The sequence below is a fragment of the Rhodococcus sp. OK611 genome (assembly GCF_003050885.1).
In the GTDB taxonomy this organism is placed as follows: domain Bacteria; phylum Actinomycetota; class Actinomycetes; order Mycobacteriales; family Mycobacteriaceae; genus Rhodococcus_G; species Rhodococcus_G oryzae.
This window is the reverse complement of record NZ_QAOZ01000019.1, coordinates 66,459-80,200: the sequence shown is the minus strand read 5'-3', so window position 1 is coordinate 80,200 and position 13,742 is coordinate 66,459. Positions and strand designations below refer to the sequence as shown.

At 71.5% G+C, this 13,742-nt stretch carries 12 protein-coding genes; 9 read left to right on the top strand and 3 right to left on the bottom strand.

The genetic code is table 11. The features are described 5' to 3' along the window. Positions 1 to 10 precede the first annotated feature (10 nt). Genes C8K38_RS22460 through C8K38_RS22450 form a run of 3 tightly spaced genes read right to left on the bottom strand, consistent with a single transcriptional unit; the run spans position 11 to position 3,623 of the window. The gene (locus C8K38_RS22460) at positions 11 to 1,255 is read right to left on the bottom strand and encodes a glycosyltransferase family 4 protein (RefSeq protein WP_097213610.1); all 1,245 of its coding nucleotides are present in this window, start codon (positions 1,253 to 1,255) and stop codon (positions 11 to 13) included. Further along, positions 1,252 to 2,781 (bottom strand): 1,4-alpha-glucan branching protein domain-containing protein, encoded by a 1,530-nt coding sequence (locus C8K38_RS22455; protein WP_097213609.1) that lies wholly within the window; start codon positions 2,779 to 2,781, stop codon positions 1,252 to 1,254. Before C8K38_RS22455 ends, C8K38_RS22460 begins: the two co-directional genes overlap by 4 nt. A gap of 32 nt (positions 2,782 to 2,813) precedes the next feature. Continuing rightward, the gene (locus C8K38_RS22450) at positions 2,814 to 3,623 is read right to left on the bottom strand and encodes a class I SAM-dependent methyltransferase (RefSeq protein WP_097213608.1); all 810 of its coding nucleotides are present in this window, start codon (positions 3,621 to 3,623) and stop codon (positions 2,814 to 2,816) included. Positions 3,624 to 3,897: 274 nt separating this feature from the next. On the opposite strand from C8K38_RS22450, the gene C8K38_RS22445 reads away from it, so the two are divergent. From C8K38_RS22445 to C8K38_RS22405, 9 genes are all read left to right on the top strand, one after another. Continuing rightward, complete coding sequence (locus tag C8K38_RS22445; RefSeq protein ID WP_097213607.1) at positions 3,898 to 4,698, top strand: electron transfer flavoprotein subunit beta/FixA family protein; 801 nt, start codon at positions 3,898 to 3,900, stop codon at positions 4,696 to 4,698. Positions 4,699 to 4,742: 44 nt separating this feature from the next. Next, a complete protein-coding gene (locus C8K38_RS22440) occupies positions 4,743 to 5,699 on the top strand; it encodes an electron transfer flavoprotein subunit alpha/FixB family protein (protein WP_097213606.1) in 957 nt (318 codons plus the stop codon). Between the two features lie 129 nt (positions 5,700 to 5,828). Continuing rightward, positions 5,829 to 6,644 (top strand): GNAT family N-acetyltransferase, encoded by an 816-nt coding sequence (locus tag C8K38_RS22435; RefSeq protein WP_097213605.1) that lies wholly within the window; start codon positions 5,829 to 5,831, stop codon positions 6,642 to 6,644. Next, positions 6,641 to 7,504 (top strand): lysophospholipid acyltransferase family protein, encoded by an 864-nt coding sequence (locus C8K38_RS22430; RefSeq protein WP_257017733.1) that lies wholly within the window; start codon positions 6,641 to 6,643, stop codon positions 7,502 to 7,504. Before C8K38_RS22435 ends, C8K38_RS22430 begins: the two co-directional genes overlap by 4 nt. 64 nt (positions 7,505 to 7,568) lie before the next feature. After that, entirely contained in the window at positions 7,569 to 8,828 is a 1,260-nt protein-coding gene (locus tag C8K38_RS22425) for a cysteine desulfurase family protein (protein ID WP_097213604.1), read from the top strand. Then, a complete protein-coding gene (gene mnmA, locus C8K38_RS22420) occupies positions 8,828 to 9,916 on the top strand; it encodes a tRNA 2-thiouridine(34) synthase MnmA (RefSeq protein ID WP_097213603.1) in 1,089 nt (362 codons plus the stop codon). The genes C8K38_RS22425 and mnmA overlap by 1 nt, the downstream gene beginning before the upstream one ends. Beyond that, positions 9,913 to 10,935 carry a methionine synthase gene (locus tag C8K38_RS22415; protein WP_097213602.1) on the top strand — a complete coding sequence of 341 codons (1,023 nt, stop codon included), beginning with the start codon at positions 9,913 to 9,915 and terminating at the stop codon, positions 10,933 to 10,935. Before mnmA ends, C8K38_RS22415 begins: the two co-directional genes overlap by 4 nt. Before the next feature lie 63 nt (positions 10,936 to 10,998). Continuing rightward, entirely contained in the window at positions 10,999 to 13,161 is a 2,163-nt protein-coding gene (gene ligA / locus C8K38_RS22410) for an NAD-dependent DNA ligase LigA (protein ID WP_257017731.1), read from the top strand. A 21-nt stretch (positions 13,162 to 13,182) separates the two neighbouring features. After that, positions 13,183 to 13,737 (top strand): dihydrofolate reductase family protein, encoded by a 555-nt coding sequence (locus C8K38_RS22405; protein WP_097213601.1) that lies wholly within the window; start codon positions 13,183 to 13,185, stop codon positions 13,735 to 13,737. The last annotated feature ends 5 nt before the right edge of the window (positions 13,738 to 13,742 follow it).

The window sequence follows — 13,742 nt, the reverse complement described above, 5'->3', positions numbered from 1 at the left end:
GCGGAGCCGCCTACCGGCCGGGGAGCGGCCGCTGGGGGATGTCGGGGCGCGCCAACGGGTGTCGCACCCGTCGCTTGGCGCTCAGGTAGACCTGCGCGGTGTCGAGCGCGACGCTGTGCCAGTCGAAGTCGGCGGTGAGCCGTTCGCGGGCCGCCTCGGCCCGGCGCTGCGCGCCCGCGGGATCGTCGAGCACCTCACGCACCGCCGACGTCAGTCCCTCGACGTCGCCGGGAAGGAACGACATCCCGGTGACGCCGTCGACCACGGCCTCGCCGAGCCCGCCCGCGGTGGAGGTGACCAGCGGGGTGCCCGCCGCCGCCGCCTCGAGCGCGATGATGCCGAACGGCTCGTACCGGCTGGGCAGCACGATCGCGTCCGCCGCGTGCAACCAGCCCAGCAGCTCGGTGTGGTCGAGACTGCCGAGGAAGGCCACCGAGCGCAGGACCCGGTTGGACCGTGCCTCCTGCTGCAGCCACTCGAACTGGGTGCCCTCACCCGCGACGGCCAGCGTGGTGCCCGGGTGGCTGCGACGGATCCGGGGCAGCGCGGCGATGATGTCCTGCACGCCCTTCTCGTACTCGAGCCTGCCGACGAACAGCAGCCGCGGCGGGCCGGAGCGCGGCGCGCGCTGCCGGTAGTTCCAGGTGGTGACGTCGATCCCGTTGCGGATCACCGTGATCGGCGGCAACTGCGGACCGTAGAGCTCGGTGACCTCCTCCTCCATCGAGGCGGAGCAGGTGATGATCGCGTCCGACTCGTTGGCCAGCCACCACTCGACGGAGTGCACCTGACGGTTGATCGTCCCTGAGATCCAGCCGCTGTGCCTGCCGGCCTCGGTGGCGTGCAGCGTGGAGACCAGCGGCACGTCGAAGTACTCGGCCAGCGCGATCGCGGGATGCGCGACCAGCCAGTCGTGCGCGTGCACGACGTCGGGCTGCCAGCCGTCGCCGAGCCCTGGCTTGCCGAGCGCGACGCCCGCGCGCACCATGGCGTGCCCCATCGCGAGGGTCCAGGCCAGCATGTCCTCGCCGAACACGAAGTGCGCCGGGTCCTCGGCGACCGCCACCACCAGTACGCCCTCCGAGATGTGGGTGATGGTCGGGTGGGTGGACGCGTCGGTGCCGGTGGGGCGCCGCGAGAGCACGACCACCTCGTGGCCTGCCTGCACCAGCTCGGTGGCCAGGTGGTGCACGTGCCTGCCGAGCCCGCCGACCACCACCGGCGGGTACTCCCAGGAGACCATCAGGACCTTCATGCGGGACCGCCGATCGCGTCGTCGGGGAGTCGTCGGGCGTCCAGCGAGGGGAACAGCCCGTCGGCGTGGTTCCAGCCGTCGGCCAGCTGCCGCGCCCGGTCCAGGTGACCCGCTGCGACGGCGCCCGCGATCTCCCTGGTGGCGTGGGCGTGCAGGTGCGCACGGTCACGGGCGTACCCGGCGGCGGAGTCCTTGCTGACCATGAACGCCCAGTCGCTCTGCACGGTCATGATGGCCTCGCGCAGGATCTGGTCGTTGACCTGATCGCGCAGCTCCGGCCGGCCGGGCGCGCGTTGCGCCCCGCGGGCCTTGTCCACCGCGTCCAGCGCGGTCTGCACGACCTCGGTGTTCAGCTGGACCAGGTCGGCGACCTGATCGCCCGCCCAGACCCGCCAGTCCTTGCCGCTGCCCCAGGAGGAGTCGGCGAGCTGGACGGGTTCGCCGACGAAGCCGGCCGCCCTTGCATCGGAGAGGGTGCCGACCGGGATGCCCGCCTCCGGCAGCGCGCGCAGGACCTTCTCCAGCCACTGCGGACCCTCGAACCACCAGTGTCCGAACAGTTCGGTGTCGAAGGCGGCCACCACGAGCGCGGGCCTGCCGATGCGCTCGCTCTCCGAGCGCATCCGGGACCTGACCGTGTCGACGAAGTCCGCGACGTGCCGGTCGATGGCGGCGGCCGCGAGTTCGGGGTCGTACGGCGCCTTGTCCTTCGAGTCGACGGTGCGGCCGGTGACGCGCGCGGGCTTGAGCCCGGTGTCGTGGTCGTAGGTGTGGAAGTCGCGGTAGGCGCCGTCGCCCGGGTAGCCCGACTTCGGCGACCACACCCGGTACGAGACCTGCAGGTCGCGGCCGAAGGCCACCACGTCGGATTCGCGAACCGGGCGGCCGAGGGAGGTGTCCCCGCGCAGCGACGGGCCGTCCACCATGAAGTGCTGCACGCCCGCGGCGTCGTACTCCCGTTCCATCCCGGGCGTGTAGCCGCATTCGGGTGCCCAGATCCCGGAGGGCTTCGTGCCCCAACGCGCCTTGGCGTCGGCGAGGCCCTCGCTGAGCTGGAACGAGCGCAGCCGCGGATGCAGCAGCGGCTGGAACGGGTGGGCCAACGGTCCGCCGAGCAGCTCGATGGCGTCGGCGTCGACGAGCCCGCGCAGCACCGGCGAGCCGCCGTGCGCCCAGCGCTCCTCGAAGTCGGTCAGCGCCTCCGCGGCGAGTCGGTGCTCGCGGGCGCCGAGGTCGCGGTGCGGCTGGTCGCGCATGCCTGCGGCCTCGTGGGCGCGCAGCTGCCAGTTGCCCAGCCAGTGGTGCATCCCGGCCAGGCAGTGCGGGTCGTCGAGCTGGGCCGCCAGCACCGGGGTGATGCCGAGGCTGAGCAGCCGGGTGCGGCCCTCCGCGGCGAGCGTGCGCAGCACGCGGGCCACGGGCAGGTAGGTGGCCGCCCAGGACTGGTAGAGCCATTCCTCGCCGACGGGCCACCGGCCGTGGTTGGCCAACCACGGCAGGTGTGAGTGCAGGACCAGGCAGAACATGCCCGGTTCCTGCGCAACTCCGGTCGGTTTGTTCACCCTGACACCGCGGGCTTCCGTGCGATGGCGACCAGGTCCAGGCTGGCGTCGATGTCGGGTTCGGTGAGCGCGAAGTCGTCCACGGTGATGGCCTCGACGTCGGCGACGAGGTCCGCAGGCCACGGCTCGCCCGCCAGCGCGCGGTCGATCTGGGCGTCGATGAAGGAGCCGCCGTGCTTGGCGTCGAGCTCGCGCAGACGGGGGCCGTGGTGCACGCCGGTCATCAGGTCGACGACGAAGCCGGCCTCCTCGAGGAGCTCGGTCATCTCGGCGGCGTTGAGTTCGCGGGTGTGGAACGGGTTGAGCGGGGTGTCCCGTCCGGGGGAGAAGGTGATCCGGTTCGGGGTGCTGATCAGCAGCTCGCCGCCGGGGGTCAGCACGCGGAAGCATTCGGCCAGGAACTGGGCCTGGTCCCACAGGTGCTCGATCACCTGGAAGTTGACCACGATCCCGACGCTGGCGTCCGGCAGCGGGAGGTCCGCGAGGTTGCCCTGGCGCATGTCGATTCGCGGGTAGCGGGCACGCACGTGGTCGACGGCGGAGGTGTCGTAGTCGAGCCCGATGACCTTCTCGGCGACGTCGGCAATCATGTTGGCGCCGTAGCCTTCTCCGGACCCGGCCTCGAGGACGACGCGGCCGGCGCAGCGCTCGAGCAGCTGCCGGTACACCACCTCGTGACGGCGGAACCAGTAGTTCTCCTCGGGCACGCCCGGGACGGTGCGCTCGCCGGTCAGCGGCAGGGTCGCTTCGCTCGGCTGCGGGGTCGCCTCGGCAGCCGTCGGGTTGTTATCGGCGTCGACGGACATGGCCGGGGTCGAGACAGATGAATCGCTCACCGTTGGGAGGTTAGTGCCCTCGGTGTCAGAACTGGTCGGGGTGGTCCACATCACAGGCATGAATGATCCTCCTGGCCGTTATGGTGGACGAGGTTTCCCACCCAAGTTACTAGCGGGTAACTTAACATGGGGTAATCTGACGCACACCCGACGTGCGAACGAGACGGTTACGCGAGCGCTCCTCCTCGACGTGGAGCTGCTCTCGATCATCAGGCAGAAATACACAGGAGGTCGACGAAGACCCATGACGAACATCGTCGTTTTGATCAAGCAGGTTCCTGACACCTGGTCCGAGCGCAAGCTCACCGATGGTGACTTCACGCTGGACCGCGAGGCCGCGGACGCCGTGCTCGACGAGATCAACGAGCGCGCGGTCGAGGAGGCCCTGCTCATCAAGGAGGCGCAGGGGGGCGAGGTGACCGTGCTGTCCGCCGGCCCGGACCGCGCCACCGATGCCATCCGCAAGGCGCTGTCCATGGGTGCCGACAAGGCCGTTCACATCAACGACCCGGCTCTGCACGGCTCCGACGCCATCCAGACCGGCTGGACCCTGGCCGCCGCGCTCGGCCAGATCGGCTTCGAGAACGATGAGCCGGCCGACCTGATCATCGCAGGCAACGAGGCCACCGACGGCCGCGTCGGCGCCGTTCCGGCCATCATCGCCGAGTACCTCGGCATCCCGCAGCTCACCCAGCTGCGCAAGCTCACCGTCGCCGACGGCAAGGTCACCGGCGAGCGCGAGACCGACGAGGGCATCTTCGGCCTCGAGGCCTCGCTGCCCGCCATCGTCTCGGTCACCGAGAAGATCAACGAGCCGCGCTTCCCGTCCTTCAAGGGCATCATGGCCGCGAAGAAGAAGGAAGTCTCGGTCTTCACCCTCGCCGACCTCGGCGTCGACCCGGAGACCGTTGGCGTCGCGAACGCGGGCACCACCGTCACCGCGTCCACCCCCAAGCCCCCGCGTACCGCTGGTGAGCGCGTCACCGACGAGGGTGATGGCGGCAGCAAGATCGCCGCTTACCTCGTCGGCCAGAAGATCATCTGATCGCGCCCCTCAACCAGCAGACCCACACGTAGGAGAAGACAGCAATGGCAGAAGTACTTGTGCTCGTCGAGCACGCCGAGGGTGCGCTCAAGAAGGTCAGCACCGAGCTCATCACCGCAGCGCGCGCGCTCGGTGAGCCGGCTGCGGTCGTCGCGGGCCCGGCCGGAACCGCGGCCAAGCTCGCCGAGGCGCTGGCCGCCGCGGGCGCCGCGAAGATCTACGTCGCCGAGTCCGATGACATCGACGGCTACCTGATCACCCCGAAGGTCGACGTCCTCGCCGCCCTGGTCGAGTCCGCCGGACCGGCTGCCGTGATCACCGCCGCCACCACCGAGGGCAAAGAGGTCTCCGGACGTCTGGCCGCACGGATCGGTTCCGGCCTGCTCAGCGACGTCATCGAGGTCAAGGCCGACGGCAGCGCCGTGCACTCGATCTTCGGTGGCGCGTTCACCGTCGAGGCCAAGGCCAACGGCGAGGTCCCGGTCATCTCGGTTCGCCCGGGTGCCGTCGAGGCCCAGCCGCAGGCCGGTGCCGCCGAGCAGGTCACCGTCGAGGTGCCGGCTCAGGACGAGAGTGCCGTCAAGGTGACCTCGCGCAACCCGATCGTCGGCGGCGACCGCCCCGAGCTCACCGAGGCGTCGGTCGTCGTCTCCGGTGGCCGTGGCGTCGGCAGCGCCGACAAGTTCAGCGTGGTCGAGGAGCTCGCCGACTCGCTCGGCGCCGCGGTCGGTGCCTCGCGTGCCGCCGTGGACTCGGGCTACTACCCGGGCCAGTTCCAGGTCGGTCAGACCGGTAAGACGGTCTCCCCGCAGCTGTACATCGCGCTCGGCATCTCCGGCGCCATCCAACACCGCGCAGGCATGCAGACGTCGAAGACCATCGTCGCCGTCAACAAGGACGAAGAGGCCCCGATCTTCGAGATCGCGGACTACGGCGTCGTCGGCGACCTGTTCAACGTCGCACCGCAGCTCACCGAGGCGGTCAAGGCTCACAAGGGCTGATCCCGCGTCACCTTTCGGCGGCCCCGTTCCCTGGTTGGGAGCGGGGCCGCCGTCGTGTTCACCGAAGTTGCATCGACACGACACCGACCTGATGCCGGGAGGCCGCCCGGCTCGGTGACCCTTCGGGGCATGACGACAACGCCGGTCCTCATCAACGATTTTCCGAGCGTCACCACCGTCCCCAGATACACCCTGCTGCTGTCCTCGGACCGCGAGCACCGGATCGCAGCGCAGCGGCTGCGGTACCAGGTGTTCGCGGCCGAACCGGGCTTCGAAGGCGCGGTCCGCGGCATCTCCGACGGTCTCGACGCCGACCACTTCGACGAATATTGCGATCACCTGCTGGTGCGCGACGAGCTGGCCGACGAGGTCGTCGGCTGCTACCGGATGCTGACCCCGGACGCCGCGATCGCCGCGGGCGGGCTCTACACCGCCACCGAGTTCGACCTCGCCGCGCTCGACCCGCTCCGCCCACAGCTCGTCGAGATGGGCCGGGCCTGCGTGCACCCCGATCACCGCTCCGGTTCGGTGCTGGGCCTGATGTGGGCGGGCATCCTCAACTACCTGGAGCTCACCGGCTACCGCTGGGCCATGGGGTGCGTGTCGGTGCCGATGCAGGCGCGGCCGAGTGATCTGCCGGGCGCGAACGTGCGCGGGGTCCGCGACCGACTGCTCGACGCGCACGCCACCGCCCCTGACCTCCGGGTGCGTCCGCTGCGGCCGGTGCCCGGCCTGGACGAGATCGCGGCCCCCGCCCGCACGGCGCTGCCCCCGCTGCTGCGCGGCTACCTGCGCCTTGGCGCCTCGATCTGCGGCGAGCCCGCGCACGACCCCGACTTCGGCGTCGCCGACTTCGTGGCCCTGTTGGGCATGGCGGAGGCCGACGAGCGCTACCTGAGCCGGCTGCGGTCGGCCGCCGCCGCCGTCCCGATGATCCTCCGATGACGCACGACTGGATGCCCTCGAGCCCCTGCGGCGACGGCTGCCTGCCGACCGCGGTGGAGCGGGCCGGCCTGGCCCGGGTGGCCGCGCGGTTCGTGATGCTCGCGGCGATGCTGCTCTCGCTGCCCGTTCTGCTGGCGGGTGGGGTCCTGCCGGGATCCTGGCGCCGCTCGGTGCAGCGCGGCTACGCGCGGGCCGCGCTGAGCGGGCTGGGGATGCGGCTGCGGGTGCGCGACGAGCGCGGCCTCGACATCGATCCTGGGGAACGGGGTGTGCTGGTGGTGGCCGGGCACGTCTCCTGGGCCGATGTGCTGGTGCTCTGCGCGCTCGGGCCCGCCGACTTCGTGGCCAGGGCGGACCTGCTGGACTGGCCGCTGCTCGGGACCCTGGCACGGCGGATGCGGATCATCCCGATCGACCGGGCGCGGCTGTCCGAGCTGCCCGGCGCGGTCGACGAGGCCGCGGAGCGGCTGCGGGCAGGTGGGCGGGTGGTGGCCTTCCCCGAGGGGACCACCTGGTGCGGGCGCGCCTACGGCAGCTTCCGCCCAGCCCTGTTCCAGTCCGCGGTCGAGGCAGGCGCGCTGGTGCAGCCCGTCGGGATCAGGTACTGCACGCCGGACGGGCGGCTGGACACCACGGCCTGCTTCGTCGGGGACCAGACGCTGGCCGCGTCGCTGCGCCGGACGGTCGGGCTGCGCAGGCTCGACGTGGAGGTGCTGCTCGCGCCGCTGGAGGAGCCGGGCGCCGACCGCAGGGAGCTGGCGCGGCGCTGCGAGCGGGCGGCGCGCGTGATCCTCGGCGCGAACCTGACCGTGCAGGACATCCTCGACGGCATGGAGGAGCGTCAGACCGCGGCGGCGTGAGCGCGCCTACCAGCACAGTCGCGGTCGCAGCGGCCCCCGGCCGACGGGCTATCCTGGTCAGGTCATGACAACGCCCCACCCGAGCGCCTCCAACCGCAGTGATGCCACCCTGCGGTCCAGCGCGCCATCCCAGGTCTATCTCGATCACGCCGCGACGACGCCGATGCTGCCCGAGGCCATCGAGTCGATGACTGCGGTCCTCGCCACGGTGGGCAACGCGTCCTCGCTGCACGGTTCGGGCCGCGCGGCCCGCCGCCGGGTGGAGGAGGCACGGGAGTCCATCGCGGCCGACCTGGGCGCACGGCCGTCGGAGGTCATCTTCACCTCCGGGGGAACCGAGAGCGACAACCTGGCCGTCAAGGGCATCTACTGGGCCCGCCGCGACGCCGACCCGCGCCGCCGCAGGATCATCGCGGGCGCCGTGGAGCACCACGCCGTGCTCGACGCGGTCGAGTGGCTGGTGGAGCACGAGGGCGCCGAGGTGACGTGGCTGCCGGTGGACCGGCATGGCCGCATCGACCCCGATGCGTTGCGCGTCGAGCTGGCCGCCGGCGCCGACGAGGTCGCGCTCGTCACCGTCATGTGGGCGAACAACGAGGTCGGCTCGATCATGTCGATCGCCGCACTCGCCGCCGTCGCCACCGAGTTCGGGGTCCCGATTCACAGCGACGCGGTGCAGGCCGTGGCGCAGCTGCCGGTGGACTTCGCGGCCAGCGGGCTCTCCGCCTTGAGCGTCGCCGCGCACAAGTTCGGCGGGCCGCAGGGCGCAGGAGCGCTGCTGCTCGGCCGCCAGGTGCCGTGCGTGCCGCTGCTGCACGGCGGCGGCCACGAGCGCGACCTGCGGGCGGGCACCCTGGACACCGCGGCGGTGGTGTCGATGGCCACCGCGCTGCGGAAGACCGTGTCGGACATGGATTCCCGCTCCTCCGAGCTGATCAGGCTGCGCGAGCGGCTGATCGCCGGGGTGAGCGCGGCGGTGCCAACGGCGGTGCTGAACGGCCCGGTCGGCGATCAGCGACTGCCCGGGAATGCGCACTTCACCTTTCCCGGTTGCGAGGGTGATTCGCTGCTGATGCTGCTCGACGCGGCGGGGATCGAGTGCTCGACCGGGTCGGCGTGCACGGCCGGGGTCGCCAGCGCCAGTCACGTGCTCATTGCGATGGGCGTCGACGCGACCATCGCGCGCGGGTCGCTGCGGTTCTCGTTGGGGCACACCTCGACTGATTCCGATGTCGATGCGTTGATCGCGGCGCTGCCGCAGGTGGTCGAGCGGGCCAGGATGGCGGGCCTGGCGGGCGCCGGGGCCAGGGGAGGGGCACGCTGATGCGGGTACTGGCGGCGATGAGCGGCGGAGTGGACTCCGCGGTGGCGGCGGCGCGTGCGGTGGCCGCCGGACACGAGGTGGTGGGCGTGCACCTGGCGCTGTCCACCGCGCCGGGCACCCTGCGCACCGGTTCGCGTGGCTGCTGCTCCAAGGAGGACGCCGGGGACGCGCGCCGCGCCGCCGACATCCTCGGTATCCCCTTCTACGTCTGGGATTTCGCGGATCGCTTCAAGGAAGACGTGATCGAGGACTTCATCGAGTCCTACGCCGCCGGGGAGACGCCGAACCCCTGCCTGCGCTGCAACGAGAAGATCAAGTTCGCCGCCCTCGCGGACCGCGCGATGGCGCTCGGTTTCGATGCGGTCGCGACCGGTCACTACGCGCGACTGGAGGACGGCGTGCTGCGCCGCGCGGTCGACGCCGACAAGGACCAGTCCTATGTCCTCGGCGTGCTCACCGCCGAGCAGCTCTCCCGGGCGATGTTCCCCGTCGGCGACACCCCGAAGCCGCAGATTCGGGCCGAGGCCGCCGAGCGCGGGCTCGCGGTCGCGGACAAGCCCGACAGCCACGACATCTGCTTCATCCCGTCCGGGGACACCCGGGCCTTCCTCGGCGCCAAGATCGGGATCCGGCCCGGCAAGGTCGTCGACGCGGACTCCGGCGAGGTGCTCGCCGATCACGAGGGCGTGCACGGGTTCACCATCGGCCAGCGCAAGGGACTGGGCGTGCAGGGCCCGGCGGCCGACGGCAAGCCGCGCTACGTCACCGCCATCGAACCCGAGACCGGCACCGTCACCGTCGGCTCGGCCGAGCGCCTGCAGGTCTGGACGATCGCGGCCGAGCGCGCGATCTGGACCTCCGGCGCGGCGCCGCAGGGACCGATCGAGTGCGTGGTGCAGGTCCGGGCGCACGGCGGACTGGCCGAGGCCGTGGTCGTGCCCGTCGACGGAGGACTGGACGTGCAGCTGCGCGAGCCGCTGACCGGCGTGGCCAGGGGACAGGCCGTCGTGCTGTACCGGCCGGACGCCGCGGGCGACGAGGTCCTCGGTAGCGGCACCATCGTCGGCACCGGCGCGGACCGCCGGTGACGGCACCGTCCATCCCGGTCGGCGTCGCGACCGGCGTCGGTTCCTGGCCCGGCACCGATCCGCGGGAGGCCGCCGCCATCGTGGTGGGCGAACTGCCCGCCCTGCCGCACCTGGTCGAACTGCCCGACCGCGGCGTCGGCGCCGACATGATCGGCCGCGCGGCCGCGCTGCTGGTCGACCTGCCGTTCGACACCTCCACCACCGCCTACCGGCTCGCGCAGCGTCCGGGTGCGGTCACGCGTCGGGCCCGCGACCTGCTCCGGCGTGACCTGGACGCGCTCGAGGAGGCCTGGGAGGTCGCCGGGCGCCGGGGCACCGATCAGCCGGTGAAGGTCCAGTCGGTCGGGCCGCTGACGCTGGCGGCGCAGGTCGAGCTCTCCGGCGGGCATCGCGTGCTCACCGACGCGGGCGCGCTGCGCGACCTCGCGGAATCGCTGGCCGAGGGGCTGCGCGTGCACGTCGACGAGGTGGCCCGCAGGCTCGGCTCGCCCGTCGTGGTGCAGCTCGACGAACCAGGACTGCCCGCGGTGCTGGCCGGTTCGCTGGCGGGCGTCTCGATCCTGCAGACCCCCCGCGCAATGCCCGAACCGGAGGCGCTCGCCGTCCTGTCGTCCGTGATCGGCCGCCTGGAGTCGCCGGTGTTGGTGCACTCCTGCGCCGCCGGTCTGCCGCTGGGGCTGCTGCGTCGCAGCGGCGCCGCGATGATCGGACTGGACCTGAGCGAGCTGACGGTCGCGGACCTCGACGGCGTCGGCGAACTGCTCGAGGACGGCATCGCGCTGGCCCTCGGGCTGGTGCCGACCCTTGGTGCCGAGCCCGCGCCGGGCTGGCGCGAACTCGCCGAGCCCGCGGTGACCCTCGTCGACCGGCTGGGCTTCCCGCGATCCGTCCTCGCCACGCAGGTGACGGTGACGCCGCGATGCGGCCTCGCGGGCGCGAGCCCGGAGTGGGCGCGGACGGCGCTGCGTCGCGCCGCCGAGCTGACGAGGGCATTCGCGGACGGCGCCGAGTTCGACTGAATCGGACCCGCGGGCGCCCGCTCGAGCGGCGGCGTTGTCTGCCTCCTGCGATAACCTTCCGGCGTGGACGAGAACGCAGCCCAGGGGTCTGAACCAGCACTGTCAGCAGCGACCTCCGACGAACGCGAAGAATGGCAGCGGCTCGCGGAGGAGGTGCGCGAGCACCAGTTCCGCTACTACGTGCGGGACTCGCCGATCATCTCCGACGGTGAATTCGACGCCCTGCTGAACCGGCTGATCGCGCTCGAAGAGGCGCGCCCCGATCTGCGCACCCCGGACTCGCCCACCCAGCTCGTCGGCGGCGGGTTCGCCACCGAGTTCACCGCGGTCGACCACCTCGAGCGAATGCTGAGCCTGGACAACGTCTTCGACGAGGAGGAGCTGCGCACCTGGGTGCGGCGGGTGGAAGCCGCAGTGTTGGATGGTCACTCCGCAGGCTCCGCGCCTGATGGCTCCGACCTGCACTACCTGTGCGAGGTGAAGATCGACGGTGTCGCGCTGAACCTGGTCTACGAGAACGGCAGGCTGGTGCGCGGCGCCACCCGCGGCGACGGCCGCACCGGCGAGGACGTCACCCTCAACGCGCGCACGATCGAGGAGATCCCGCACGTGCTGACGCCGAGCGAGGAGTTCCCGATCCCGTCGCTGCTCGAGGTCCGCGGCGAGGTGTTCTTCCGGCTCGAGGACTTCGAGGCCCTCAACGCGTCCCTGGTCGCGGAGGGCAAGGCGCCGTTCGCCAATCCCCGCAACTCGGCCGCCGGATCACTGCGGCAAAAGAACCCGGCGGTCACGGCCAAGCGGCGGCTCGGCATGATCTGCCACGGGCTCGGCCGGATCGAGGGCTTCGCACCGGCGTCCCAGCACGACGCCTACACCGCGCTGGCGGCCTGGGGGTTGCCCGTGTCCACGCACACCGCGCGAGTCCGCGGCGTCGACGAGGTCGTGGCGAGGGTCGCGTACTGGGACGAGCACCGCCACGACGTGGAACACGAGATCGACGGCCTTGTGGTCAAGGTCGACGAGATGGCGCTGCATCGGCGGCTCGGTTCCACCTCACGGGCTCCGCGCTGGGCCATCGCGTACAAGTACCCACCGGAGGAGGCCACCACCCGGTTGCTCGACATCCGTGTCAGCGTCGGCCGGACCGGCCGGGTCACCCCGTTCGCCTACATGGAGCCGGTGACGGTTGCCGGATCGACCGTCTCGCTCGCGACGCTGCACAACGGGTCCGAGGTCAAGCGAAAGGGCGTGCTGATCGGCGACATGGTGGTCATCAGGAAGGCGGGCGAGGTCATCCCTGAGGTGCTCGGTCCGGTGGTCGATGTGCGCACCGGGGACGAGCGTGAGTTCGTGATGCCCACACACTGTCCCGAGTGCGGCACCGAGCTGGCCCCCGCCAAGGAGGGCGACGCGGACATCCGTTGCCCGAACCAGCGGTCCTGCCCGGCGCAGTTGCGGGAGAGGGTCTTTCACGTGTCGGGGCGTGGCGCTTTCGACATCGAGGTGCTCGGCTACGAGGCGGCGACCGAGCTGCTCAAATCGGGAGTGATCGCCGACGAGGGAGACCTGTTCTCGCTCACCTCCGACGACCTGATGAAGACCTCGCTGTTCACCACCAAGGCGGGCGCGCTGTCGGCGAACGGGCGCAGGCTCCTCGACAACCTGCACTCGGCCAAGGACAAGCCGCTGTGGCGGGTACTCGTGGCGTTGTCCATCCGGCACGTCGGCCCCACCGCGGCCCGGGCGCTGGCCTCCGAGTTCGGCAGCCTCGAGCGGATCGAGAACGCGTCCGTGGAGGAACTGGCGGCCGTGGACGGCGTCGGCGGCACCATCGCCGCCGCCGTGGTCGAATGGTTTGCGGTGGACTGGCATCGCGAGATCGTCGCGAAGTGGCGCGCCGCCGGGGTGTCGATGGAGGACGCCCGCGACGAGTCGATCGAGCGCAACCTCGAGGGCCTGTCGATCGTGGTCACCGGCTCGCTCGTCGGGTTCACCCGTGACGGCGCCAAGGAGGCGATCCTGATCCGCGGCGGCAAGGCCGCCGGTTCGGTGTCGAAGAAGACCGCGTTCGTGGTGGTGGGCGAGGCGCCGGGTTCCAAGCACGACAAGGCGATCGAGCTCGGGGTGCCGGTGCTCGACGAGGACGGGTTCCGACTGCTGCTCGAGCGCGGCCCGGACGCGGTGACGCCTGCAGGCGGGGAAGGCGACGCCGACACCGCCGGATAGCAGGCACAGCGGGAGGACGACATGGGCGCGTTGATCTACTCGTCGATCTGTTCGCTCGACGGATACGTCGCGGACCGCGACGGCAATTTCGACTGGGCCATGCCGGACGAGGAAGTGCACGGTTTCGTCAACGACCGCGAGCGATCGATCGGCACCTACCTCTATGGGCGCCGCATGTACGAGGTGATGGCCGGCTGGGAGTCGGTTGCCGGCGACGCGGGCCCGCCTGTGGCGGATGACTTCGCCGCGCTGTGGCGGGCCGCCGACAAGATCGTGTACTCCACGACCCTGCAGGCGGTGTCGACCTCCCGCACCCGGCTCGAGCGGGAGTTCGATCCCGCGGCGATCCGAGCGTTGAAGGCGTCCTCGCCGCGCGACCTGTCGATCGGCGGCCCCGGACTTGCTGCCTGCGCGATCCGGGCGGGACTCGTCGACGAGTGGCAGCTGTATCTCGTCCCTGCCGTGGTGGGCGGCGGCACCCCGGCGCTACCCGCGGGCGTTCGGCTGGACCTACGGCTCGCCGACGAACGTCGGTTCGAGGGCGGGACGGTGTTCCTGCAGTACCGAGCGCGATAGCAATC

Bases quoted from the DNA above. Each gene is read 5' to 3' on its own strand.
- C8K38_RS22460 (WP_097213610.1), bottom strand. From the start codon at position 1,255: ATGAAGGTCCTGATGGTCTCCTGGGAGTACCCGCCGGTGGTGGTCGGC.
- C8K38_RS22435 (WP_097213605.1), top strand. From the start codon at position 5,829: ATGACGACAACGCCGGTCCTCATCAACGATTTTCCGAGCGTCACCACC.
- C8K38_RS22425 (WP_097213604.1), top strand. From the start codon at position 7,569: ATGACAACGCCCCACCCGAGCGCCTCCAACCGCAGTGATGCCACCCTG.
- C8K38_RS22405 (WP_097213601.1), top strand. From the start codon at position 13,183: ATGGGCGCGTTGATCTACTCGTCGATCTGTTCGCTCGACGGATACGTC.
- C8K38_RS22445 (WP_097213607.1), top strand. From the start codon at position 3,898: ATGACGAACATCGTCGTTTTGATCAAGCAGGTTCCTGACACCTGGTCC.
- C8K38_RS22450 (WP_097213608.1), bottom strand. From the start codon at position 3,623: ATGTCCGTCGACGCCGATAACAACCCGACGGCTGCCGAGGCGACCCCG.
- C8K38_RS22440 (WP_097213606.1), top strand. From the start codon at position 4,743: ATGGCAGAAGTACTTGTGCTCGTCGAGCACGCCGAGGGTGCGCTCAAG.
- mnmA (WP_097213603.1), top strand. From the start codon at position 8,828: ATGCGGGTACTGGCGGCGATGAGCGGCGGAGTGGACTCCGCGGTGGCG.
- C8K38_RS22455 (WP_097213609.1), bottom strand. From the start codon at position 2,781: ATGTTCTGCCTGGTCCTGCACTCACACCTGCCGTGGTTGGCCAACCAC.
- C8K38_RS22430 (WP_257017733.1), top strand. From the start codon at position 6,641: ATGACGCACGACTGGATGCCCTCGAGCCCCTGCGGCGACGGCTGCCTG.